Source organism: Sphingobium sp. B8D3B (assembly GCF_025961875.1).
GTDB lineage: Bacteria > Pseudomonadota > Alphaproteobacteria > Sphingomonadales > Sphingomonadaceae > Sphingobium.
This window is the reverse complement of sequence record NZ_JAOQON010000001.1, coordinates 3070456-3093470: the sequence shown is the minus strand read 5'-3', so window position 1 is coordinate 3093470 and position 23015 is coordinate 3070456. Positions and strand designations below refer to the sequence as shown.

Sequence of the window (23015 nt, the reverse complement as noted above, 5' to 3'; positions counted from 1 at the left end):
TTGCCGGCCTCAACGGATCGACATTGCCTTTGCGCTGTTTTTGCGATGAGGTCGCGCCAGACGAACTGAACGGAATTCGCCCAGCATGGATGCCAGCCCACCGCCCCGCAAGATCGAGGATCACGCCTTTCTCGCGCTGGTCATCCTCATCACGGTCGCCTTCGCGTTCATTCTGGAGCCTTATTTCCAGGCGATCCTGTGGGGCGTGATCATCGCCATCCTGTTCCAGCCGGTGCATCGCGAGATTCGCGACATCATGCCGCGCTGGCCCAGCGCCGCTGCCGGCCTGACGTTGCTGCTCATCATCGCACTGGTGATCGTACCGGCGCTGCTGCTCACCATCGCGCTGATCCAGGAAGCGAGCGTGTTCTACGCGCGCATTCAGTCCGGCGAGATCAACTTCGCGCAATTGTTCGATGATCTGCGCGCCAGCATGCCCGCTTGGTCCGAAAGTTGGCTCCAGCGTTACGGGCTCGACAATTTCAATGCCGCGCAAGAGCGGCTGCGCGAAGCGGCGGCAGACAGCTTTCAGTTCGTGGCGGCGCAAGCCGTGAACATCGGCCAGAGTGCGTTCAGCCTGTTCATCGCGTTCACCGTCATGCTCTATCTCACCTATTTCCTGCTGCGCGATGGCGAGACTCTGATGGAGAGCGTGATCAAGCGCACGCCGCTGCGCGATGGGCCGCGTCGCGAACTGCTCCGCCAATTCGTGTTGGTGATCCGCGCGACCGTGAAGGGCAGCATCATTGTCGCCATTGTGCAGGGCTTCATCGGCGGCGTCGTGTTTTGGCTGCTGGGCGTGGAAGGCGCCTTGCTCTGGGGCGTGATGATGGGCTTCTTCTCGCTGCTGCCCGCCGTGGGCACCGGCATCGTCTGGGTGCCAGTCGCGGTCTATCTCCTGGTCAGCGGCGCGCTGGTCGAGGCGCTCATCCTCATCTTCTGCGGCATCTTCGTCATCGGCATGGTGGACAATCTATTGCGGCCGATCCTCGTCGGGCGGGATACCAGGATGCCGGACTATCTGGTGCTCATCACCACGCTGGGCGGGCTGCAACTATTCGGCTTCAGCGGGCTGGTGATCGGTCCGGTCATCGCTGCCCTGTTCATCGCCACCTGGAATATCGTGGGCGGGATGCGCGGGCAGGATGAGGCCGCGCTCCCCATCACGGAGCCAGACGACCTGCCGGATGCCGCTTCCGTCCCGGTCGGCGAGGTGGAAGCGCGCTTGCGCACGGATGCGGCAGGCACGCAGAAGCCGGCTTCGTCGCCACAAGGCGGTTGACGCTGTCCCGGATCAGGGCTAATGGCCCGGCCTTCGCGCGCCTGCGGCTTCCGCCTGGCGAGTCGGGCCGCGCGCCCAAAAACAGTTTCGAGTTCGAGGAATTTCATGGCCAATACGCCGCAGGCAAAGAAGCGCATTCGTCGCAACGCACGTCGCGCTGAGATCAACGGTAGCCGCATGAGCCGCATCCGCACCCTCGTGAAGAAGGTGGAAGCAGCGGTCGCAGCGGGTGACAAGTCAGCGGCGCAGGCAGCCCTTTCCGCCGCGCAGCCCGAGCTGTCGCGCGGCGTGGCCCGTGGCGTGCTCCACAAGAACACCGCCTCGCGTAAGTTCAGCCGCCTGACCAAGAGCGTCGCCGGCTTGGCCTGAGCGCTCTCGCGGATTTCAAGACAAGAACGGCGTCGGACTTTCCGGCGCCTTTTTTGTTGTCCGGACGAGCGGCTGGCCCCTCCCGTCCTTCATGATCAGCCGCGGTTCTCGCGCGCCCGTCAGTCCTGCCCGGCGATCTTGATCTTCTTCCCAAGCAGGGTCCGCACATAGATCCGCTGGACCATCACGAAGACCACGACCGTCAGCGGCGCAGCCAGCAGCATGCCCATGAAGCCGAACAGAAGCCCGGCCGCCACTACCGCGAAGAGCAGCACGGCGGGCGGCACGTCCACGGCCTGTTTCTGGATCATCGGCTGCAGGAAATTGCCCTGCAACTGCTGGATGACGAGAAAAACCAGGGTCGTCCACAACGCGGTCATCGGCGACACGGTAAAGGCCAGCAGCACGGCCGGCACGCCCGCGATGATCGGGCCGATCATCGGGATCACATCCAGCAGACCCGCAATAATGCCAAGGCCGCCTGCTGCGGGCACGCCCAGCGCCGCGAGCCCGGCCCAGGTCAACGCCGCCACGACCACCGACGAGACAGCCTGTCCCATCATCCAGCCCCGCAAGCCGCGCACCGCATCATCGAGTGCCTCGCCGAGCGGGGATTCGGCCCGCCGGGGCATCAGCAAGATGAGCCCGCGCCGATAAACGGCGGGATCGCTGGCGATGAAAATGGCGCCGACGAACAGTAGCACCAGATTGGCGATGCCATTGCCCGCCGTCAGCGCATAACCGCCGGCCTGAGAGAGAAGATTGGAGAGGTCGCCCTGCCCCTGCTCGATCAGGTCGCGGGTGGCGTCGCCGAGGCCAAACCGCTCCAGCAGCGCCTGCACCTGATCGATGGCGGGCGGGATGCTGTCCCGGATGGTGTCGAACTCTCCCACGATCTGCGTGCCGAACAGCGTGAAAGCGCCGGTGATGACCGCCAGCAGCGTCACCACCGCGAGTGCCAGTCCCAGTCCGCGCGGCAGCTTGGGGATGCGGCAGATGACGCGGGTTATGGCGTCGAGAATGGCCGCCAACACCAAAGCCGCGAAGACCAGCAGCAGCAGGCCGGACATTTTGACGAACAGCCACGCAGTGCCCACGACCGCCAGAATGATCACGGTCGCCATGGCGATCCGCGCGCCCGGACCTTGCCGTTCGCGCGGCGCCGGATCCGCCTCGCGCTGCTGAACTGTCATGACATCCCCCTTATCGTTCGCCGTCAGCTTAGTGCCTCGCGGTGTCTGCGCAATGTGCCGTTGGGCTCAGCTCACCAGCCGAAGCGCGATGCCCCGCTTGCCAGAGGGCCGGCCGAAACGGTCTGCAGGCGCCGGTACCGCGCTTCGATCAGGCTGAACATGCCAAAGCCGAGCAAGCCGATGGCAATCAGGATGTCCCAGGGGTTGGTCAGCCAGGCGAGCGCGTCCGACATGCCGCCGGCCTCGCTTGCCTGCGAATCCAGCCCCGCAGAGACCAGAAAGCCGCCGGTGATCAGGAAGATCGCCCCACGCGCCGCATAGCCCAGTCGACCGGTCCATTGTGCCCAGGCCTTGCCTGCGACCTGCGGTTCCAGATGCTTCAAGTAACTGCCCTTGGCGGCCTTGAAGAGCTGATACAGCCCCGTGCCGATCAGGATCAGGCCACCGATGATGAGCAGGATAAAGCCGCCCGGCAATTGGAGGGCGCTCTGTGCGCTTTCCTCCGTCCCACCGCCCGAGCCACCGGAGGTGCCCCGCATGAGCCGGATCGCCTGCCACGCCAGAAACAGGTGGATCAGGCCGCTTGCTGCCGCGCCGACGCGGCTGATCTTGCCCTTGGTATCATCATCATGCTGCTCGATGTTGAAAGCGGCGTCCGACAGTCGCCAGAGCCCATAGCCGATCAACCCCGCCGCCATCAGGCCAAGGAGAATCATGCCGCCGCCATCGCCGAGATATTCAAGCGCGCCCGACGGATCTTCGGCCCGCCCAGCCCGCAGCACGAGGAAGGCAATGACGATGTAAAGCGCGCCACGGGTCGCGAAGCCGGCGCGCGCGAGCATCGTCAGTCTGGCTCCGGTATCCATGTGTGCATCTCCCTGTTCACCGACGCTAACGATCAGGGCGCAGCGACGTTCCGCGCCGATGCGTCGAGCGGATCAGGTCCGCTCGACCGGGAGAGGTCGCTCATGAGGGAGGCCTTGGACCGTGCAGCGGTCAGCCGGAAGTTACGCGGCTGTCCATGGGTGACACGTCCACCGAATTGAAGGTCTTCTGGGAATGGCCACCGACGAACACGCCGTCGATGGGCGAGATGTCCGAATAATCCCGGCCCATGCCGACGACGAGATGATCGCCATTGGCGAGCACGCCATTGGTCGGATCAATCCCTACCCAGCCGCGCAGGGGACCGCACCACAAGGCCACCCAGGCGTGCATCGCATCCGCGCCGACCAGCCGCGCCTGCCCCGGCGGCGGATCGGTGCGCAGATAGCCGCTCACATAAGCCGCCGGCAAACCGGCGGCACGCAGCGCGACGATGAGGATGTGCGCGAAATCCTGGCAGACGCCGCGCCGGATGGAGAAGGCCTCGGCCACCGGCGTATCGGCTTCGGTTGCCTTGGTGTCGTAATGGAAGGTCGCCTGAATGTGCCGGGCCAGCGCCAGTGCCGCGCTCAGGCAGTCCGCATCGGGCGCCAGGTGCGGCCGCGCCCAGGCGGCGATCTGCGGCACGAGCGGCAATAAGCGGGATGGGAAGAGATAGGTCACGGGGGACATCGGCCCGACATCCATGACGGCTAGCGCCGCCTGCGCCACCTCCGTCACGCTCATCTGGGCGCCAAGCAGATCCAGCTCGGCCTCGCTCACATCGGCAATGAACGTGGAGCGCACTTCCAGCGAGGCCACCGGCTTGAGCATCTCGATGCGGGTGAGGTTGAACGGATAGGCCCCGACGCGCTCCTGGCGCACGTCGGGCACAGGATCGACGATGAGGCGATAGTCCCGCACCTGCTGACCCGGCCATGCGATGGGGGCGAGACGCAGATTGAAATGCGCCAGCCGCACGGGCGGATCATAATCGACGCGGATGATGTGGCTGACCCGATATCTCATCGCTTGTTATGCATCCGCCTCATCTATGCCAGCCGCGTCATGCCGGAGGCGCGTGGCGCATCCTCGCCCTTGAGGAAGAAGCGATCATCGATCCGGTCGGAGAGATCGAGCAGCGCCGTCTCGATGACCTCCAGATCGCGCGCCGTGAGCATCTCGGCCGAGGCGGCATGCAGGCGGGCGGAGAGCGCCAGAGCGAGTTGCACCGGCGGCTCGGGCATCCCGTCGTCGCGCAGCGTCGGCAAGGCGCGGAGATGATCGAGGATGGCATCGACCTGAAAAGCCAGCGACCGCGGATTGCCCGGCTCCAGCAGCAGCATGTCGCGCACCGGCGCCAGCGCCAAACCGGAGAGATAGCGGGTGCGATAGCTGATCTGGCAATCGCACAGATCGAGCAGCAGGTTGAGATCGTGCCCATTGGCATCGTCACCGGCGAAGGTGCGCGCCAGCCGGCACAGATGGATCGCGCGTTCGAGCCGCCGACCCAGTTCGAGGAAACGCCAGCCCGCACCCCGCACCATATTCTCGGCAGACAGACCGGAGAGCGCCGCGCAACGATCCAGCAGCCGCGCGACATGCGCCATGAGCTGCGATTCGCGCGCTTCGCTCACCCGGTCGATCTGGCGGCTGAGCAGGCGCCAGAAATCCACCGCCAGCCGCTCGCGAAGGCCGCGACCGATCGCTTCGGCCGCCTCGAACAGGGATTGGACGCTACCTGGCATCTCCGGTTCGCTCAGCGCATGGACGCAAAGCTTGCCGGTGCCTTCACCCAGCTTGTCCTTGCGCGCGCTGCCCCAGGCAACCAGCGTATCGGCCACGCGGCCGAGCGTCGGGCGGTCGAGCGCGGAGGCTGCCTCGCCTTCGATGCTGCCGCCGATCAGCACGCGGATCATGCGCAGAACCATTTCGCCGCGCTCCAGATAGCGCGCGAGCCAAAAGAAGTTATCCGCCGCCTTGCTGGGCAGCGTGCCCGCGACCCGGCGAATGGCGACCGGCGCACCGCTGTCGAGCGTGACCACTGCCGTCTGCGGTTCATCGGCGACGATGCAGACGTCGGCGGACATATCGCCCTGCCCCATCAGCACCGCCCGCATGTCGTCATGCGCTGCGAGCCGCGCAAACCCGCCCGGCATTGCGCGCCACTGGCCATGCGCATCACGGGCGAGAAAGGCACGCAGGATGAACGGGCGCGGCAGCAGCACGCCATCGACCAGCGCCGGCGTGGTGGACAATTGCACCAGCTCCTGCCCGATATAGTCCATCGGGCGCTGCTCCAGCTCGGCAAGGAACGCCGCGTTCTCCGCAGGACTGAGGCGCGAGGCCAGGCGCGCCCGGCCATGGGGGATGGCCGGCACCGGCAAGCCGAAGGCAGAGCCGATGGCCAGCCGGTCCGCCTGTTCGCGGACATGGGCGCGCTCCTTCGCCTGCCCGCACCACCATGTCGCAACATTGGGAATGCGCAGCGGCTCGCCGAGCAGCTTGCGACAGAGGCGCGGCAGGAAGGCCGCGAGTGCCGGCGTCTCCAGCACCCCGGCACCGGGCCAGTTGGCGATGACGAGGCCGCCGTGGCGCATCGCCTCGAAAATATCCGGTACGCCGATGGTCGAGCGCGAATCGAACGCCAGCGGATCGAGCAGGTCCGTGCCCATCCGCCGCCACAGCCCATCGACCCGCTTCACACCCTCGACGGTGCGGACATAAAGCTGCCCGTCGCGTACGGTGAGGTCTTGCCCCTCGACCAGCAGGATGCCGAGATAGCGCGCGAGGTGCGCCTGCTCGGCATAGCTCTGGTTGTAGCGCCCCTGCGTCAGCAGCGCGATGCGCGGATCGGGCCGGGCGCAGATGGCGGCGAGGCCCTGCCGAAAATCGGAGAAGAAGGGTGCCAGCCGCACGAAATTGACGATGCCGAGTGCGTCATCCGTCGCCCGCGTCATCGCGAGCCGGTTTTCCAGCGCATAGCCCGCGCCGACCGGCGTGCGGACATAATCGGCCAGCACCCGCCATTCGCCATCCGGCCCGCGCGCCAGATCGACCGCGTAGAATTGCAGCCGGTGGCCGCGCGGCGGCGGCAGGCCGCGCATCTGCCGCCAGTAGTCCGGCGCACCGGCCACGATCGCCGCCGGCAGCTCGCCGCTGGCGACAAGGCTGCACGCGCCATACAGATCATCGAGCACATGCTCGAGCAGATCGGCCCGCTGCGCCAGACCCGCCTCGATGCCCTGCCACTGCGTCGCGTGGATCAGCATCGGCACGGGACTGAGCGGCCAGACGCGCTCCTCGACCTCGCCGGTCAGGCGGAAGGCCATGCCGAGATCGACGACCTGCTGGTCGGCCCGAGCCTGCAGGCCGGCGAAGCCGCCCCGCGCGGCGCTGGCAATGGCACCGAACATCGCTTCCCAGCGATGCGCCATGGCAGGATCGCCCTGCGCCGAGAGCATGAGGTCACCGCGCCCGGCTTCCCGCGCATAGCGCGCGAGGGCCTGGCCGATGTCCTCTTCCCCGGCAGTCATGGCAAGCGACGCGTTCAAAGGGTCGCGGGCCGTCGCAGATCGAGCGTCAATGGAAATTCCCCCGTTTTCTCGTCCGGCGGCAGCGCCATGGAGCCCGGCGTATGGCCATGGTCCTGGAACCGCGCCTTGCGCCGCGCCTCCGCCTCATAGGCATTCACCGGCACGTCGTCATAATTGCGTCCGCCCGGATGCGCCACATGATAGACGCAGCCGCCGAGCGACCGGCCGCTCCATGCGTCGAACACATCGAAGGTCAGCGGCGCGTTGACCGGCAGGCGCGGATGGAGACAGTCTGACGGCGCCCACGCCTTGTACCGCACGCCGGCCACCGCCTCGCCCGCCACGCCAGTGGCTGCCAATGGCACCCGACGCCCGTTGCAGGCTACGACATGCCGCCCCTCGACCAGCCCTGAAACGCGCACCTGCAGCCGCTCGGTGGAGCTGTCCACATAGCGCACGGTCCCGCCGATTGCGCCGGTTTCACCCAGCACATGCCAAGGCTCCAGCGCATGGGAAATCTCCAGTTCCAGCCCGCCGGCCCGTACCGCGCCATGGACAGGAAAGCGGAACTGCTTCTGCGCCTCGAACCAGTTGGGATCGAAATCATAACCGGCCCGGCGGAGGTCGCCGAGCACGTCGAGAAAATCCTCCCAGACGAAATGGGGCAGCATGAAGCGATCGTGCAGGCGGGTGCCCCAGCGCACGAGATTGCCCTCCTGCGGCGCGCGCCAGAACCAGGCGGTGAGCGCGCGCAGCAGCAATTGCTGGGCCAGGCTCATCCGCGCATCCGGCGGCATCTCGAAGCCTCGGAACTCGACCAGCCCCAGCCGCCCGGTCGGCCCATCGGGCGAGAACATCTTGTCGATGCAGATCTCGGTGCGGTGCGTGTTGCCGGTCACGTCAACCAGCAGGTTGCGGAACAGCCGGTCGACCAGCCAGGGCGGCGGCGTGGCGCCTTCCCCCGGTTTCGGCACCTGCGCCAGCGCCACCTCCAGCTCGTACAGCCCGTCATGCCGCGCCTCGTCGATGCGGGGTGCCTGGCTGGTGGGACCAATGAACAGACCGGAAAAGAGATAGCTGAGCGAAGGATGGCGCTGCCAGTAGAGCACGAAGCTCTTGAGCAGGTCCGGCCTGCGGATGAACGGCGAATCGGTGAGGCTCGGCCCGCCGAGCACGAGATGATTGCCGCCGCCCGTGCCCACCGCGCGCCCATCGACCATGAACTTGTCGGCCGTGAGCTTGAGCGCTCGCGCAACATCGTAGAGCGTTTCGGTCAGCTCGACCGTCTCGCCCCATGTCGCGACCGGCTGCACATTGACCTCGATGACGCCCGGGTCGGGCGTGATCTTGAGCACCTGCAGGCGCGGGTCGGGCGGCGGGGCGTAGCCTTCAATCCGCACTTCGACGCGCATGGCGCAGGCTGCGGCCTCCACCTGCGCGATCAGCTCCAGATAATCCTCCAATTCGCGCACCGGCGGCAGGAAGACGGAGAGATAATGTGCCTTGGGCTCGACGGTGATCGCGGTGCGCACCGCGCCCTCGATGATCTCCTGCTCCACCCGCTCCTGCGCTGCCGCGCCGCCGGCCTCCGCGCGGGAGGCTACGCGCTGCTCGCGCACATCCGGCCGGCGCGCCCGCTCCGCACGCTGGACATGATAATCCGCCAGCGGCTCGCGCGGTTCGCTGGTGTCCCGCGGGTGGATGTAGGGGAAGTCGGCCGGCGGCACGAAGGGCAGCGAGCCCAGCGGCAAGCGATAGCCCAGCGAGCTGTCGCCCGGCACGGCATGGAGCTTGCCCCGGCGCACCGCCCAGACCTCGCTCTGCCAGCGTGGCTTGGTTTGCGCGGCCTGCCAGCGCTGGATGGGCAAGGCGTAGCCGACGGGCTCGACCAGCCCCATCGCAAACGCCTTCTTCATCCGCTCGCGCGCCTCGACATCGCTGAGCTTGTTATCGTCTGGCGTCACATTGACGGGCAAATCTTCCGCCTTGCGCGCCCACTCCTGCTCATCCTCATAGACCGGCGCGACATAATCGGGCTGAACCTCAAGGCCTGCGGCGATAGTCGCCAGAAAGCGTGCGGCAAGCGCCGGCGTCGCGATCGGCTTGCCCTCGGCCTCTTCCCGCGCGATCAGCATCGGGTCGCGCCACACCGGCACGCCATCCTTGCGCCAGTAGACCGCATAGGCCCAGCGCGGCAGGCTCTCGCCGGGATACCATTTGCCCTGACCGTGGTGGAGCATCCCGCCCGGCGCGAATTTCTCCCGCAGCGCTCGCACGAGCTTGTCCGCATAGCCCTGCTTGGTCGGGCCGACGGCGCCGCCGTTCCACTCATCCTCCTGCCCGCCATTCTCGGCGACGAAGGTCGGCTCGCCGCCGGTGGTCAGCCGCACATCCTGCGCGACGAGGTCGGCGTCGACCTGTTCGCCCAGCGCCTGCACGGCGGCCCAGCGCTCATCGGTGAACGGCTTGGTGATCCGCACCGCCTCGGCAATGCGCGAGACGCGCATCTCGAAGCGGAAGTCCACTTCCGCCGGCTCGGCCAGCCCCTCGATGGGCGAAGCCGAGCGATAATGGGGCGATGCACAGAGCGGGATATGCCCCTCGCCGGCGAACATGCCGGAAGTGGCATCCAGCGCGATCCAGCCGGCGCCCGGCACATAGACTTCCGCCCAGGCGTGGAGATCGACCACGTCGCGCGTCACGCCCTTGGGGCCTTCCACTGGCTCGACATCCGCAACCAGTTGGATCGAATAGCCCGAGACGAACCGCGCCGCGAAGCCCAGCCGCCGCACCATCTGCACCAGCAGCCAGGCGCTATCCCGGCAAGAGCCGGTGCCGATCTGCAGGGTCTCTTCCGGGGTCTGCACCCCGGTTTCCATGCGGATGACATAGCCGATGCGCTGTTCGAGCTGGCGATTGATCTCCACCAGAAAATCGATGGTGCGGCCCTGATGGCCCGCATGCTGCGCCACTAGCGCCTCGAACAGCGGACCCTGCGCCTCGACCTCGAAATAGGCAGCCAGATCCGTCTTCAGCGCCTCGTCATAGGCGAACGGATACTCCTCGGCATTAGGCTCAACGAAGAAATCGAACGGATTGATGACGTCGAGATCGGCGAGCAGATCCACTTCGACTACGAAACGGTCGACTGGATCGGGAAAGACCAGCCGCGCCTGCCAGTTGCCGTGCGGGTCCTGCTGCCAGTTGATGAAATGGCCCTCGGGTTCGATCCGCAGGGCATAGTTCGGCACCTTGGTGCGGCTATGCGGCGCGGGTCGAAGCCGGATGATCTGCGGCCCGAGACGGATCGGCCTGCTATAGTGATAGGCCGTGCGATGATAAACTGCAGCTTTGAGCATCCGCGCAGTGAATGCGAATATTGTGCAATGCGCAATAGACAATGCGCGCCCGGTGCGCCAACGGCTCGGCCCGGCCTTTCCAAAACGTTAAGAAACGGCGGTCAGGGATTGCACGAGCAGGACGGCGCGCAAGCCGGGCGCAACAGAGGAAGGCATGGCGGAACAGGATTTCAGGCGGCAGGAGTATATTTCCGGGGCGCTTATCGATTGGGAGCGGCGCGGCGCGGACCATGGCGTCATCCTGACGCTGCATATTGCCGAAAGCGGCATGCGCGGCGGCCACCACCGGGTGTCGACGGCGCTCAACGATCGCCAGTTGCGCGCGCTGACCCGCGATCTCATGCGGGCTGCGCGCGCGCGTGGCCTGAGCATCGAATCGCGCACGCCGCTGCGCACGCGAATCTGGCGGCGCCTCAAGGCAATCGTAAACTGAGCGCCGGTCAGCCCGCCCGGTCGATCAGCTTGCGGAAGGCATCCAGGAAGCTGCGGAAAAAATCCTCCGTCTTCTTGTCCGTCAGCCGGCCGTCATCCTCGAACAGCTTGGCCGCGTTGCCGACATAGGCCTCGGGCTGCTGGAGGATCGGCGTGTCCTGAAAGACCAGCATCTGGCGCAGATGATGATTGGCGCCGAACCCGCCAAGCGCTCCCGGCGAGACGGTCATGATCGCCGCGGGCTTACCCATCCACACGCTCTGGCCATAGGGCCGCGAGCCAACGTCGATAGCGTTCTTGAGCACGCCCGGCACCGAGCGGTTATATTCGGGCGTGACGAACAGCAACGCGTCGGCCGGGGCGATCTCCTTGCGAAAGCGCGTCCACGCTGCCGGCGGGCTGTCGGTCTCCGCATCTTCATCATAATGCGGCAAATCGCCGATCTCCACGATCCGCAGCGCCATATCGTCATCGGCGAGGCGCGCCAGCTCCAGCGCCGCCTTGCGGTTATACGAGTCCTTGCGCAGACTGCCCACGATTACCGCGACATCGATCTTCCCGCTCATCACTGACCCTTTCATCTGGTTGCTATCCGGCGCGGCCGAGGCGCTGCCGTCTCATCTTCCTGAACGGCCCGACGAGGCACGCGTTCCCTGACACCTTCCCTGCAAGCTGCGCCCGCCGACCGGGAATCGCAACCGAACCCTCGCTCAAGCATTTCATCGCCCGGAACAAACAGAAGGAAGACGATCATGAAACAGCGCGGCACATTGATTCTGCTGCTCGGCGCGGCCCTCGCACTCCAGGCTTGCGCGACTGTCAAAGGCGCCGGCAAGGACATTGAATCGGTTGGTCAGGCCGGGCAGGAAGTGATCGACGGCAACTAAGCGAGAGTGACACGGGCGGCCTTGATACGGCCGCCCGATCCTTCAAGAGCCCGCCCGCCAACTATCAACGTCCCCAGCATCACAATTTGACGGCGGCGTTGCCCCCATCCGCCCACAGCGCCGAGCCAGTCACAAAGCTCGCCATGTCGCTGGCCAGAAATAGCGCCGCCTGCGCGATTTCTTCCGGTTGGGCGATCCGCTTCATCGCGTGAAGACTTGCCGCCCAGGCCTGCTGATCGCCATCGCCTGCCATCCCGGTCACTGTCCCGCCCGGCAATAAGGCATTAGCGCGGATCCTCTGCGCGCCATAATCTGCCGTAATGCCGCGCACGAGACCAAGCAGCCCCGCCTTCGCCGCCCCATAAGCCGACATGCCCGGCAAGCCGGCGCTGTTGCCCACGAAGCTGCCGGTGAAGACAAGCGCGCCGCCGCCTTGTTCGAGCATGGCCGGAATCTGCGCGCGGGCGCCGAGGAAAGCCGCCGTCAGGTTGACCGCCAGCGCCTGCGACCAATCCTGCGGCGTGAGGTCTGCCAGCGGCTGCATCGTCCCGACAAGCCCGGCATTGTTGAACGCGATATGCAGCCCCCCGAAGGTCTCACAGGCGACCGCGACGGCTCGGCGGTGCGTCCCCTCCTCGCACACGTCGCCCGCGACGATGGCCGCCCGACCACCCCGCGCTCTGATGGACTCGGCGACGCTCTCAAGCGCCGCCTCGCGTCGGGCAACCAGCACGACGGGCGCGCCCTGTTGCGCGAACAGCAGAGCAGCGGCGCGCCCGATCCCCGAACTCGCGCCAGTGATGATGGCGACTTTGCGATCCAGTAATGTCATGATCCAGCTCCATAAGTGGAGCTGATCAGCTAGACGCGCGGCCGGACGGGCGCGTCCCGTTTCTTGTGGTCAAACCCCTCCCGCATGGCTCAGCCCTGCGCGGAAGGCTCGTCCCCATAATACAGCTCGCCGATGCGGATTTCCTCACGGCCTTGGGCGACCCGGTGCGCGTTGGTATCCCGCAGCGAGAATACGCAGCCGCAATATTCCTGCTGGTAGAAACGCTCGCGCTTGCTGATCTCGATCATCCGCGCCGCGCCGCCGCCCTTGCGCCAGTTGAACGTCCAATATTTGATGCCGGGATAATGCGCCGCCGCGCGCTCCCCGCAATCGTTGATCTGGTTCATGTTCTTCCAGCGCGAGATACCGAGCGAGGAGGTGATGACCGGGAAGCCATGCTCATGCGCGTAGAGCGCCGTGCGTTCGAACCGCATGTCGAAGCACATCGTGCAACGCGCGCCCCGCTCGGGCTCATTCTCCATGCCCTTGGCGCGCTTGAACCAGTTCACCGTGTCATAGTCGGCATCGACGAAGGGAATGCCATGCTGCTCGGCAAAGCGGATATTCTCCTCCTTGCGCAGCAGATATTCCTCCCTGGGGTGGATGTTCGGATTGTAGAAGAAGATGGTGTAGTCGATGCCGCTCGCGGTCATCGCTTCCATCACCTCGCCCGAGCAGGGCGCGCAACAGCTGTGCAGCAGCACCTTCTTCTCGCCATCGGGCGGCGTGATGACCGGGCGTTCGTAATCGAGGCTATTGGGGTTCGTCATGGCGCGCGCCCATAGCAGATCGCCGGGCGCGCGTCACCCGCTGTGCGGCGGGCGGGTAGACTGATCTATGCCTTAACCCCAAACACGGTCCGGCCTTCCCCACGCCGTTCGGGCTGAGCTGAGAAGGACAGCCCTTCGGCAGGCTCAGGGTGAACGGAGATCATATATCTCATCATCCGCCCGACCAACCAACCGTCCTCTAAAAGGTCGAGGTCGTGGCACCGCCATCGATGGTGAGGCTCTGGCCGGTAGTGTAGTTGGCAAACTCGCTGCAGAACATCGCCACGAACGCCCCGACATCCTCCGCATTGCCGAAGCGCCCGCTGGCGATCCGCCAGTCCCGCACGAACTCGGCGACCTCATCCTCATAGGTCGTGCCCTTGGCCTTCGCGCGGGCATTGAACTGGTCCTCGACTGTCGCGGTGTGGTGCATGCCCGGCAGCAGGTTGTTGATGACGACATTGTGCTTGGCTACCACCTTCGAGACGGCGACGCTGTAGTTCACCAGCGCCGCCCGCGTGCTGCCCGAGAGCGCCCGGATTTCGCCAGGATATTTCGCCGCCACCGTGGCGATATTCACCACCCGGCCCCATCGGCGCTCCACCATGCCATCGAGCACGCGGCGCATGAACTCGATGGGCGAGAGCAGCGAAATTTCGATGGCGCTCTGCCATTGCTCACCGGTGATCGCGCGATAGTCCGGCGTCATCGGCGGCGGGGCGCAGGTGCCGACGAGAATGTCCGGCTCCGGGCAGGCCGCCAGAATGCGCTCGCGCCCCTCGGCGCTGGCATGATCGGCGACGATTGGCAGGACCCGCGCGCCGGTCTCATCGGCAATCTCCTGCGCCGCGCGCATCAGCCGCTGCTCACCCCGCGCCGAGATGAACACGTCCACGCCCTCGCGGGCCAGCGCCATCGCCGCGCTCTTGCCCATGCCGGCGCTGGCGCCGTTGACGATCGCCTTGCGGCCCCTGATGCCCAGATCCATGGCTTGCCTCTCCTGTGTTTCTCGTTCGGCCCAGCCTAGCGTCGGCGAGCGGCTGACACCATCACACTCTCGTCATTCCCGCGGACGCGGGAATCCAGAGGCGCGATGGCAATGCGGCTGGGTTCTGGATTCCCGCGTTCGCGGGAATGACGGCTCAAGTTATTGGCGCTGCCCTCAACCCAAAGGCCGCCCACTTGCCGTTTCCGCCGGCATCGCTTGCGTCACATCCCAATGCTCCACGATCAACCCGTCCTCGATGCGGAAGATGTTCATGACCGCACTGCCGCCATCTTCCGGCCCCATCCGTCCGATGATCTGCACGGTGGCGTAGTCGCCATCCACCAGCACCCGCCGGACCTGAATCTCCGTGCCTGGCTTGGAGAAGACCGGCTCCAGCCATTTGAGCGCATTCTCGCGGCCATCAGCGATGATCGGGTTGTGCTGGATATAGTCCTTATGGACATATCGCTCAAAGGCCCGGCGCGGGTCGCGCTGCTCATAGAGGATCGTCACGAAGTCGATCATCAACGCCCGGTTGCGCGCCGTCAGCGCGACATGATCGGCGCTCCCGGCCTGTGCCGGATCGACGACCGCGCCCTGCGCGATCGCCCGATCCACCGGAAACAGCCCTGCAGAGGACTCCGCCATGTTCAGAGCACCGCCCAATAGTTGAACACAGACTTGGTCTTCTGCCGATCCGTCTTACCGATAAACACGGTCCGGCTGAGCCAGCCATGTGGCCCTTCCGGTGCATCGAACTGCGGGGTCACCCGCATATAATATTCGGAGGGATCGACCGGCTCATAATTCTGCAGGCGATCCAGAACCTCCTTGGGGCCATGGCGCACGCCGGTGTTGCGCAGCTGGATCAGCGTGCCGTCATCGGCCTCGATCAGGTAACGCGCGTTGAAGTCGCAGGTCTGGTCCGGGCGGATGCTGGGCCAATCGCCGCCGGTGTGGGGCACGATGCGCCCATTGAGGCGCGGACCGGTGATGCGGCCACCGAGCACGCCGACATAGCCGCGCTCCAGCCCGTCCGTGGTCGGGCCGTAACGAAAGCGAGGGCTCAGATCGATTTCGATGGTGAAGACATATTCCAGTTCAGGCGGTTGCATACCGGTTCCTTGCATGTGGGTGTGTGGATGAGGCGGGTGGCGGCGCTCAGGCGAGCGGCGGCGGCTTGGCGTTGACCTTGCCGGAAACGAAATCATCCTCGTCCGTCACCATGCGGACGCCATGGGTCTCGTATCGCAGCATCGAGGTGGCGAGGAAGCCAATGACCGCAAAGGCGGCGAGCGTGAGGAAGCCGGGCGTGATCGCGGCTTCCGTCGCCTGCGGCGAGAGCAGATTGCCGCTGCCGGCGATCAGCGCGAGAATGATCGGCCCGAGCAGCTTTCCGAAGCCGCTGACCATCTGGACGAGGCCGCCGCCCAGCCCGGCGAGGCGGACCGGGAATAATTCCGTCCCGTAAGGCGAGCTGTTGGAGGCACCGCCATCGTAGAATAGCGATCCACACATCAGGCACAGCAGGAACACGGGCACCCCGGCCACGAAATAAGGGTGCAGGAAGGCCGCCGCGCTGATCGTCACCGCCGTTCCGAACAGGCAGATGAGCGCGGAGCGCCAGCGACCGATGAAGTGCGGGGTGACCGTCCACAGCGCCCGGCCGGCGATGCCGGCAATGCTCACGAACACGAAATAGGCAGCCGCCTCGGCCGGCTGGATCTTGAGCAGCATGGTGAGCACCGTTGGGCCCCACAAGGCCACGCCGAAGCCCGCGATGCCGAGCCCCGAGCTGGTCGCCACGATCAGCCAGAAGCGACCTGGATACAAGGCGATGTCGCGCAGGCGGGCGCGGCGCACTTCCTTGGGCACGCGCGGCAGCGGGATCTGGTCCTTGGGCAGATCGACATATTTGGCGAGCACATCATGCGCTTCGGTCGCGCGGCCCTGGGAGACCAGCCAGCGGACCGATTCCGGCACCAGGAAGTAGAGTGCGAAGGCGATGACGAGCGGGAAGAAACCGAGCAGGGCGAGGCCGCGCCAGCCGATGGTCGGCAGGAAATTGGCGACCAGCAACGAGGCCAGCAACACCCCGCCGGGCGCGATCAGGCCGCTCGCACTTGCGATCATGGTGCGCCAGCGCGTCGGCGCGATCTCGATCAGCAAGGTGATCTGCGTGCCGCCATAGCCCACGCCGACGATGAAGCGCAGGAACGCGAACAGCATCCAGCTCCCGTCCGGCACGAAGGCCGCGCAGCCGGCCGCCAACGAATAGAGCACGATGCCGGAAATCAGCGCCGGCTTGCGCCCGTAACGATCCGCGAACCAGGCGAAGGGTAGCGCACCCACCAATTGACCCACGCCCGCCGAGAGCAGCACGATAGAGACCTGGCCGAAAGTCAGGTTCCATTCCGGCCCGATGACGCTGACCAGAAAGCCGATGATGTAGAAATCGAAAAACTCGAACAGGCCCTGCGTCATCAACAGGACGACGAGCAGCCAGTAGCGCGGCTTGAGCCGGGCCGATTCGAAAATGTCGATGCCATCCTGCTCGGGCATGGCCGTCGCTGCGGCAGTCATACGCGACCACCCGCGTCCGAGGCTGGGCAGACAAGGATGCTCATCCGCAAGGCGCGCCTCTCCACATCTCTCGAGAGCGACATCAATCCAGACAGTGAGAATAGGTTATCCATCTCGCTCATGCTCTCATCAGTTGGCCGTGGTGATGCGGGAGTAGATCGGGGTTTCCGGCGGCGCTCCGGCCTGCTGCCGGGCGTATGCCTTGCTCTGCAGATCGATCAGATGGGCATGGATCGCCTGCACGTCGGCGCGCGTCAGCAGATCGTCCCAGCGCGGCATTCCGTTGGGCAGCAGCAGCCCTTCCAGCACGATCTGCTCGAACGCCTGATGCGCGCCGTCGCTCATGCGGGTCAGGCTCGGCAGCGGTGCGCGCGGCATGTTGGAATGGCAGATCGAACAGTTTTTCGAGAAGAGCACCCGTCCCTTCGCCAACCGATCGGCATCGGTGCCGGAGATCTGCGCGGGCGGCGCCGGGATCGGCCCCTCCGGCGGAAGGTCCGGCGGGATCGGCACCGGCCCACCATCCAGCCGAAAGACCAGGATGCGATTGGCGTTCCCCTTGGCATAGGCGGCGGAATAATCGGGGACCAAGCCCCAGCCGCCCCCGCCCCAGCCGGTCTGCACCGCGATATATTGCACGCCCTTCACCCGATAGGTCATCGGGGCAGCGAGGATCGAGCGACCCGTCTCGATCGTCCGCAGCACCTTGCCTGTATCCGAATCCAGGATGACCAGCTTGCCGGACAGCGTGCCGAAGATGGTGAGGCCGCTCTGGGTCGTGAGTACGCCACTGCGGTCCTGCCAGCCATCCTCGCGCGGATAGCTCCAGATCGTCCTGCCGGTCACCGGATCGACGGCGCGCACATCGGCCGCCCAGGGCTTGTCCTTCACCCATTGCCATTGCGGCAGATCGGTGATGGTCTTCTGCACATCCTTGGGGAGACCGGGAAGCGCAGCCTCCAGAAAGGGCGTGAAGATCGATTCCGTGCCCGCGTTCAGGGCCAGCTTGCGCCGCGGCATCGTCAGATTGGCGGGCGGCACCATGATGAGATTGCCCATGTCGAGAAAATGGGCGACGTACATCTTGCGCTGCGGATCATAAGCCGCGCCATACCAGTTGCGTGCACCGGGCGGGGCCGGGAAGACCAGCTTGGGACCCGCATTGATGTCCGAATATTCGGGCGTGGCGATCGGCTTGCCGGTCTTGAGGTCCCAGCCCGAAGCCCAGCTTGTGCGCACCATCCTGTGCACAGCGAGCGGCTTGCCCGTCTCCCGGTCCAGCATGAAGAAGAAGCCGTTCTTGGGCGTGTGCAGCAGCACGGGGCGCTCGGCGCCGTTCACGGCCATGCGCGTCAGGATCATCGGCTGGACGGAGGTGAAATCCCAGTTGTCGCCCGGCGTCTCCTGAAAATGCCATTTCATCGCACCCGTCTTGCGGTCGAGCGCGACCAGCGAACTCAGGTAGAGATTATCCCCGCCGCCCGGCGAACGGATCGCCTGCGCATAAGGCCCGCCATTGCCGACGCCGATGATGACCTGATCGAATTCGGGATCGTAGGTAATCGCATCCCAGGCCGTGCCGCCGCCGCCGATATCCCAGCGGCTTTTCGGGTTCCAGGTCTTGAGCGCCGCCTCCAGCGCCTTGCTTTCCTGCGGCCCCAGCGCGGGATCGCGCGGTATAGTGTAGAAGCGCCAGACTTCCTTGCCGGTGCGGATATCGAACGCGATGACATAGCCGCGCGTGTCATATTCCGCGCCGGCATTGCCGATGATGACGAGGTCGCCCGCCACTTCCGGCGCGCCCGTGCTGGTATAGGCCCGACTGCGATCGAGAAAACTGTCGACCTTCCAGACGACCGCGCCGGTCTTCTGGTCGAGCGCATAGAGCCATCCGTCGAGCGCGGCGACGAACACTTTGCCGTCCGCCACCGCCACGCCGCGATTGGCCTGATCGCAACAGGCGTAGCGATTGACCTGCATGTCGACCTCGGGCGAGAAGGCCCAGAGTTGCCGGCCCGTTGCCGCGTCCAGCGCATAGGCCCGGCCGAGATTGCCGGACGTATACATCACCCCGTCGATGACGACCGGCGTCGCTTCCTGCACGCGGGTGGTGCCGAGATCATACTCCCAGGCGAGGCCGAGCCTACCCACATTGGTCTTGTCGATATCGGTGAGGCGGGAGTAGCGACTTTCCGCCCAATCCCCGCCCGGATTGTCCCAATCGTCGCCCGCACCGAACGGAGGCGGTCCCGCCATGCTGCCGGGTGGCGCGTTCGAGCAGGCCGCCAGCAGGGCAAGGCCCAGCATGGCGCCAAGCAGGCTCGACACACCGGATGGCGGCACGGCAGGACGCCCGGACACTGCTCAACCCATCTGCGTGACGGGGTTCACATATTCGGCGGCGCGGTCCTCCATGCACTCGTTCCATATCTTGCGGAAGGTGAAGAGCCACTTGCCATCGACGCGACGCAACTCATCTTCATAATGGCCATAGCCGCCCACATAGGGCGTGCGCAGGCGGGTATCGTTGTCGATCTCGAACCAGAAGGAGCGGCTCCAGGCCTTGTCGCCTTCCACCTTCACGGTGATGTTGGTGATGAAGTGGCGCAGCCGCGGCGGGCGAGTCGGCTCCTCGCCCTTGCCGCGCCCCGAGAAGTAGGTGCGCATGCCCTTGCATTCCTCGCGGATTGCCTCGCGCCCTCGCACGATGCCACCGGCCCAATCCAGTACGCCTTCCTCGGCGAAGGTGCCGGCGTAGCCATCCGGGTCCTGCCAATCGAGCGCGAACAGATAGCGCGCCTGCAGATCCTCGATTTCCGCGCGGTCGTCAGCGAAACTGGCCATGAACGTTCCTCTCCTCAGGTCTCAAATCTTGTCTTGGGCGCCGGAACTGGGGTCAGCCCCTAGCGCCGCCAGGGTGTCAGCGCCTTGCGGGTATCGTCCCAATGCTCGACCACCTTGCCATTGGCGATGCGGAACATGTCGAAGGCTTCGCCGGAGTAGGTCTCGCCGGGATTGTGCGGATCGGGCTGCGGCTGGGTCCAGATCACCACCACATAGTCGCCCTGCGCGATGGCCTTCTTCAGCGTCTTCTTGCCGGGCGGGATCATCGCGGGGGGCGGATTGCGGATCAGCGAGATCAGCTCCAGCACCCCCTCGCGGCCCTGCCGCACATTGGGATTATGCTGGATGTAATCCTCATCGATATATTTCATCACCGCATCGGGATCGGCGCGATTGATGACGCCATCCCACATTGCCAGCACCATCTCGATATTGGCCTGCTCGCGCCTGCGCTCGTGATTGATCCCGAGCCACCAGCTGATCGCGGCGGTCACGCCCACCAGCACAAGGGCACCCAGCACTAGCGATATCTTCATCCTCTCACCTCTTCCCGACCCATGATCGTCCGATCCGATGTCGCCGGCCGTCGCACACGCGCCGGACCGAATCGCACCCTCTCCGCGCGGTCGCCTGGTTCAGACCTCTGGCCCGACTCGGCGATCCGCATTTCCCCGCTCAACCGCTCCGCAACGAAAGGGGAAACGGCAATTTTTTCTCATTGAACGGAACCAGCTTGCACTGAATGAACAAATTTGCAAGTTTCATCTCACGATTGCTAGACGATTCAAGAAAGAGTCGCGGCAGGAGCTTGGTTCACAGGAGAGGACAATGCTGCATCCCGGCTGCATCCGCGTGTCTCAGCGCGCCTTCCGAGCGCGGAAGGCGATGCGATGAGCGATCCGTGCTCCACCGCGCGCGCAGGCGGCGCGTCACGGCGTCCACACATGGCCTTCTCGCGGCGCGGCCTGCTCGGCGCTGGCGTCGGATTGATCGCCGCGCCCTCGCTCGCCGCTATCGGCACCGTCGGTGAACGGCCCATTGTTTCGACCTCGGCCGGCAAGGTGCAGGGCATCACCGAGGGCGCCGTTTATGCGTTCAAGGGCATCCCCTATGGCGAGCCGACGGGCGGCGCCGCACGTTTCCTCCCGCCTGTCGTACGCAAGCCCTGGAGCGATGTGCGCGACGCCTCGCGCTACGGGCCGCGCTGCCCGCAGCATGGCTTTCTCGGCGGTCCCGACACGCCCACGAATTCCGAAGACTGCCTCGTCGCCAATGTCTGGACCGGCTCGCTGACCGGCAGCAAGCCGGTGATGGTCTGGGTCCATGGCGGCGGCTGGGAAGTCGGTGGCTCGGACGATCCCGTCAGCAATGGCGCCTGGCTGGCGCGCAATCATGACGTCGTGATGGTCTCGATCAACCACCGCCTCAACGTCCATGGCTATCTCAATCTCTCGGAAGCGGGTGATGAGCGCTATGCGCTCTCCGGCAATGCCGGCGCGCTCGACATTGCGCTGGCCCTCGCCTGGGTGCGCGAGAATATTGGCCAGTTCGGTGGCGATGCCGACCGGGTAATGATCTTCGGCCATTCGGGCGGCGGCCGCAAAATCAATGCGATGATGACGATGCCGTCGGCCTCGGGCCTGTTCCACCGCGCCATCTCGCAAAGCGGCCCCGGGATCCGGCTCGACTCGCGAGAAATCTCGCTCGACCGCGCCGACCGCCTGTTGCACAAGCTGGGCATCCGCAAGGGCGGGCTGCGCCGGCTGGCGGACGTGCCGACCCGCACGCTGACCGCCACCGGCATCGAGGTGCGTAACGAGACCGGCCAGTTCCGTCCCTTCGTGGACGGGCTGAGCGTGGTCCAGCACCCGTTCCTGCCGCACGCGCCGCTGCTCAGCGCCGACGTGCCGATGATGCTCGGCACCACGATCGAGGAAACGACGATATTCCTCGGCCATGTGCCTTCCTACGACACGATGAGCGATGCGCGGGTGCTGGAGGAATCGCTGCGGTTCTTCCCGTCTGGCGAGGCGCCCAAGGCCATCGAGACCTGGCGGGGCATGTTCCCAGACCATAGCAACACCCGGCTGTTCGCACGGCTGACCACCGACCGGTCCTATCTGCTCGACGCGACGATCCAGGCCGAAAGCAAGGCCGCGCTCGGGCGGGCACCGGCCTATCTCTATCTGGTCGACTGGCCGACTGACATTGGCAGTCTGCACGGGGTGTCGCCCCATGGCATTGAGCTGGCCTTCACCTTCGGCAATATCGAGGCACATTCCGGCGTCGGCACGGTGACGCCCGAAGCCGATGCCCTGCGTGCCGCCATGTCCGGCGCATGGACGTCCTTCGCCCGGACCGGCCGGCCGGACAATCCGCACATGCCGGTGTGGCTGCCCTACGAAACCTCGCTGCGGGCCACGATGCGCTTCGGCAAGACCGTTCGGCTCGAATCCGATCCGCTGGCCGCGCAGCGCAGCTACATGGCGCGCTTCGGCTCCGAGCAGCTCGGCGAACGCGAACCGCGCCCGCCCGGGCCTTGGATACGCTGATGAGGAGGGGCCGCTAATGAGTAGATCGCTAACGCCCGAGCGCCAGCCGCCCGCGCTCGATTTCGCCTTCGAGATCGAGATCGAGCTGACCAAGCGCTATCGCTACGGCCCCACCTTCTGGGGTGCCGAGCGCGGCTTTGTGGGCGTGGAAAGCGGCATCGTACGCGGCCCGCGCCTGAATGGGATCGTCGTCCCGCACAGCGGCGGCGACTGGCCGACCATCCGCACCGACCACACCGTCAAGTTCGAGGCGCGCTATCTGATCCAGGCGGATGACGGCACGATCATCGAGCTGCAGAACCGCGGCGTGCGGCATGGCAACAAGGATGTGCTGGCCCGGCTCCAGAATTACGAGGCCGTCGACCCGGCGGACTATTATGCCGGCGCCAGCCCGGTGTTCGATGCGCCGGAAGGCCCGCATGACTGGCTCTGCCGCACGATGTTCGTGGGCAAGATCGATCGCCGCGCCGACCGCGCGGTGTTCTCCTACTGGGCGGTGCTGTGATCGCGGCGCGATCCCTCAC

Annotated in this window: 21 protein-coding genes; 6 read left to right on the top strand and 15 right to left on the bottom strand. The window is 65.7% G+C overall.

Features of this window, described 5'->3' with window-relative positions:
- Window positions 1-85: 85 nt before the first annotated feature.
- Window positions 86-1282 carry an AI-2E family transporter gene (locus M2343_RS14580; protein WP_264577198.1) on the top strand — a complete coding sequence of 399 codons (1197 nt, stop codon included), beginning with the start codon at window positions 86-88 and terminating at the stop codon, window positions 1280-1282.
- A 105-nt stretch (window positions 1283-1387) separates the two neighbouring features.
- Complete coding sequence (gene rpsT / locus M2343_RS14575) at window positions 1388-1651, top strand: 30S ribosomal protein S20 (protein WP_181558404.1); 264 nt, start codon at window positions 1388-1390, stop codon at window positions 1649-1651.
- A gap of 119 nt (window positions 1652-1770) precedes the next feature.
- Here rpsT and M2343_RS14570 read toward each other — a convergent pair whose 3' ends face one another.
- The 5 genes from M2343_RS14570 to M2343_RS14550 all read right to left on the bottom strand — a co-directional run bounded on the left by M2343_RS14570 (window position 1771) and on the right by M2343_RS14550 (window position 10603).
- Window positions 1771-2844 (bottom strand): AI-2E family transporter, encoded by a 1074-nt coding sequence (locus M2343_RS14570; RefSeq protein WP_264577197.1) that lies wholly within the window; start codon window positions 2842-2844, stop codon window positions 1771-1773.
- Between the two features lie 71 nt (window positions 2845-2915).
- A complete protein-coding gene (locus M2343_RS14565) occupies window positions 2916-3710 on the bottom strand; it encodes a DUF1206 domain-containing protein (RefSeq protein ID WP_264577196.1) in 795 nt (264 codons plus the stop codon).
- 130 nt (window positions 3711-3840) lie between these two features.
- Complete coding sequence (locus tag M2343_RS14560) at window positions 3841-4737, bottom strand: transglutaminase family protein (protein ID WP_264577195.1); 897 nt, start codon at window positions 4735-4737, stop codon at window positions 3841-3843.
- 23 nt (window positions 4738-4760) lie between these two features.
- Complete coding sequence (locus M2343_RS14555) at window positions 4761-7244, bottom strand: circularly permuted type 2 ATP-grasp protein (protein WP_264577194.1); 2484 nt, start codon at window positions 7242-7244, stop codon at window positions 4761-4763.
- Window positions 7245-7258: 14 nt separating this feature from the next.
- Window positions 7259-10603 carry a DUF2126 domain-containing protein gene (locus tag M2343_RS14550; RefSeq protein WP_264577193.1) on the bottom strand — a complete coding sequence of 1115 codons (3345 nt, stop codon included), beginning with the start codon at window positions 10601-10603 and terminating at the stop codon, window positions 7259-7261.
- A gap of 154 nt (window positions 10604-10757) precedes the next feature.
- Between M2343_RS14550 and M2343_RS14545 the strand changes: the two genes are divergently transcribed.
- Window positions 10758-11036, top strand: coding sequence for a hypothetical protein (locus tag M2343_RS14545; protein ID WP_264577192.1), 279 nt, complete (start codon window positions 10758-10760; stop codon window positions 11034-11036).
- Between the two features lie 7 nt (window positions 11037-11043).
- Here M2343_RS14545 and M2343_RS14540 read toward each other — a convergent pair whose 3' ends face one another.
- Complete coding sequence (locus M2343_RS14540; RefSeq protein ID WP_181558397.1) at window positions 11044-11601, bottom strand: NADPH-dependent FMN reductase; 558 nt, start codon at window positions 11599-11601, stop codon at window positions 11044-11046.
- A gap of 186 nt (window positions 11602-11787) precedes the next feature.
- Between M2343_RS14540 and M2343_RS14535 the strand changes: the two genes are divergently transcribed.
- Entirely contained in the window at window positions 11788-11922 is a 135-nt protein-coding gene (locus M2343_RS14535; protein WP_181558396.1) for an entericidin A/B family lipoprotein, read from the top strand.
- Window positions 11923-12001: 79 nt separating this feature from the next.
- Here the strand turns inward: M2343_RS14535 and M2343_RS14530 are convergent, their stop codons facing one another.
- The 9 genes from M2343_RS14530 to M2343_RS14490 form a co-directional block, all read right to left on the bottom strand.
- Window positions 12002-12754, bottom strand: a complete 753-nt coding sequence (locus M2343_RS14530) for an SDR family oxidoreductase (RefSeq protein WP_264577191.1) — start codon at window positions 12752-12754, stop codon at window positions 12002-12004.
- An 89-nt stretch (window positions 12755-12843) separates the two neighbouring features.
- Window positions 12844-13524 carry an epoxyqueuosine reductase QueH gene (locus tag M2343_RS14525; protein ID WP_264577190.1) on the bottom strand — a complete coding sequence of 227 codons (681 nt, stop codon included), beginning with the start codon at window positions 13522-13524 and terminating at the stop codon, window positions 12844-12846.
- 199 nt (window positions 13525-13723) lie between these two features.
- The gene (locus M2343_RS14520) at window positions 13724-14512 is read right to left on the bottom strand and encodes an SDR family oxidoreductase (RefSeq protein ID WP_264577189.1); all 789 of its coding nucleotides are present in this window, start codon (window positions 14510-14512) and stop codon (window positions 13724-13726) included.
- Between the two features lie 174 nt (window positions 14513-14686).
- Window positions 14687-15160, bottom strand: a complete 474-nt coding sequence (locus M2343_RS14515) for a nuclear transport factor 2 family protein (RefSeq protein ID WP_264577188.1) — start codon at window positions 15158-15160, stop codon at window positions 14687-14689.
- 2 nt (window positions 15161-15162) lie between these two features.
- Entirely contained in the window at window positions 15163-15627 is a 465-nt protein-coding gene (locus M2343_RS14510) for a DUF3237 domain-containing protein (protein ID WP_181558391.1), read from the bottom strand.
- Between the two features lie 46 nt (window positions 15628-15673).
- Window positions 15674-17095: an MFS transporter gene (locus M2343_RS14505; RefSeq protein WP_264577187.1), complete on the bottom strand. Its 1422-nt coding sequence runs from the start codon at window positions 17093-17095 to the stop codon at window positions 15674-15676.
- A 129-nt stretch (window positions 17096-17224) separates the two neighbouring features.
- Window positions 17225-19456 (bottom strand): PQQ-dependent dehydrogenase, methanol/ethanol family, encoded by a 2232-nt coding sequence (locus tag M2343_RS14500; RefSeq protein ID WP_264577186.1) that lies wholly within the window; start codon window positions 19454-19456, stop codon window positions 17225-17227.
- A 3-nt stretch (window positions 19457-19459) separates the two neighbouring features.
- The gene (locus M2343_RS14495) at window positions 19460-19939 is read right to left on the bottom strand and encodes a nuclear transport factor 2 family protein (protein WP_181558389.1); all 480 of its coding nucleotides are present in this window, start codon (window positions 19937-19939) and stop codon (window positions 19460-19462) included.
- 59 nt (window positions 19940-19998) lie between these two features.
- Window positions 19999-20475, bottom strand: a complete 477-nt coding sequence (locus M2343_RS14490) for a nuclear transport factor 2 family protein (RefSeq protein WP_264577185.1) — start codon at window positions 20473-20475, stop codon at window positions 19999-20001.
- A gap of 408 nt (window positions 20476-20883) precedes the next feature.
- Here M2343_RS14490 and M2343_RS14485 point away from each other — a divergent pair, with 408 nt between their 5' ends.
- Together M2343_RS14485 and M2343_RS14480 are read left to right on the top strand one after the other, a co-directional pair.
- Window positions 20884-22491: a carboxylesterase/lipase family protein gene (locus M2343_RS14485; protein WP_264577184.1), complete on the top strand. Its 1608-nt coding sequence runs from the start codon at window positions 20884-20886 to the stop codon at window positions 22489-22491.
- 16 nt (window positions 22492-22507) lie between these two features.
- Window positions 22508-22996, top strand: a complete 489-nt coding sequence (locus M2343_RS14480) for a DUF3237 domain-containing protein (RefSeq protein WP_264571798.1) — start codon at window positions 22508-22510, stop codon at window positions 22994-22996.
- Window positions 22997-23015 lie beyond the last annotated feature (19 nt).

Excerpts from the sequence above, each read along its gene's own strand:
- M2343_RS14580 (WP_264577198.1), top strand. The coding sequence starts at position 86 with ATGGATGCCAGCCCACCGCCCCGCAAGATCGAGGATCACGCCTTTCTC.
- rpsT (WP_181558404.1), top strand. The coding sequence starts at position 1,388 with ATGGCCAATACGCCGCAGGCAAAGAAGCGCATTCGTCGCAACGCACGT.
- M2343_RS14570 (WP_264577197.1), bottom strand. The coding sequence starts at position 2,844 with ATGACAGTTCAGCAGCGCGAGGCGGATCCGGCGCCGCGCGAACGGCAA.
- M2343_RS14565 (WP_264577196.1), bottom strand. The coding sequence starts at position 3,710 with ATGGATACCGGAGCCAGACTGACGATGCTCGCGCGCGCCGGCTTCGCG.
- M2343_RS14560 (WP_264577195.1), bottom strand. The coding sequence starts at position 4,737 with ATGAGATATCGGGTCAGCCACATCATCCGCGTCGATTATGATCCGCCC.
- M2343_RS14555 (WP_264577194.1), bottom strand. The coding sequence starts at position 7,244 with ATGACTGCCGGGGAAGAGGACATCGGCCAGGCCCTCGCGCGCTATGCG.
- M2343_RS14550 (WP_264577193.1), bottom strand. The coding sequence starts at position 10,603 with ATGCTCAAAGCTGCAGTTTATCATCGCACGGCCTATCACTATAGCAGG.
- M2343_RS14545 (WP_264577192.1), top strand. The coding sequence starts at position 10,758 with ATGGCGGAACAGGATTTCAGGCGGCAGGAGTATATTTCCGGGGCGCTT.
- M2343_RS14540 (WP_181558397.1), bottom strand. The coding sequence starts at position 11,601 with ATGAGCGGGAAGATCGATGTCGCGGTAATCGTGGGCAGTCTGCGCAAG.
- M2343_RS14535 (WP_181558396.1), top strand. The coding sequence starts at position 11,788 with ATGAAACAGCGCGGCACATTGATTCTGCTGCTCGGCGCGGCCCTCGCA.
- M2343_RS14530 (WP_264577191.1), bottom strand. The coding sequence starts at position 12,754 with ATGACATTACTGGATCGCAAAGTCGCCATCATCACTGGCGCGAGTTCG.
- M2343_RS14525 (WP_264577190.1), bottom strand. The coding sequence starts at position 13,524 with ATGACGAACCCCAATAGCCTCGATTACGAACGCCCGGTCATCACGCCG.
- M2343_RS14520 (WP_264577189.1), bottom strand. The coding sequence starts at position 14,512 with ATGGATCTGGGCATCAGGGGCCGCAAGGCGATCGTCAACGGCGCCAGC.
- M2343_RS14515 (WP_264577188.1), bottom strand. The coding sequence starts at position 15,160 with ATGGCGGAGTCCTCTGCAGGGCTGTTTCCGGTGGATCGGGCGATCGCG.
- M2343_RS14510 (WP_181558391.1), bottom strand. The coding sequence starts at position 15,627 with ATGCAACCGCCTGAACTGGAATATGTCTTCACCATCGAAATCGATCTG.
- M2343_RS14505 (WP_264577187.1), bottom strand. The coding sequence starts at position 17,095 with ATGACTGCCGCAGCGACGGCCATGCCCGAGCAGGATGGCATCGACATT.
- M2343_RS14495 (WP_181558389.1), bottom strand. The coding sequence starts at position 19,939 with ATGGCCAGTTTCGCTGACGACCGCGCGGAAATCGAGGATCTGCAGGCG.
- M2343_RS14490 (WP_264577185.1), bottom strand. The coding sequence starts at position 20,475 with ATGAAGATATCGCTAGTGCTGGGTGCCCTTGTGCTGGTGGGCGTGACC.
- M2343_RS14485 (WP_264577184.1), top strand. The coding sequence starts at position 20,884 with ATGGCCTTCTCGCGGCGCGGCCTGCTCGGCGCTGGCGTCGGATTGATC.
- M2343_RS14480 (WP_264571798.1), top strand. The coding sequence starts at position 22,508 with ATGAGTAGATCGCTAACGCCCGAGCGCCAGCCGCCCGCGCTCGATTTC.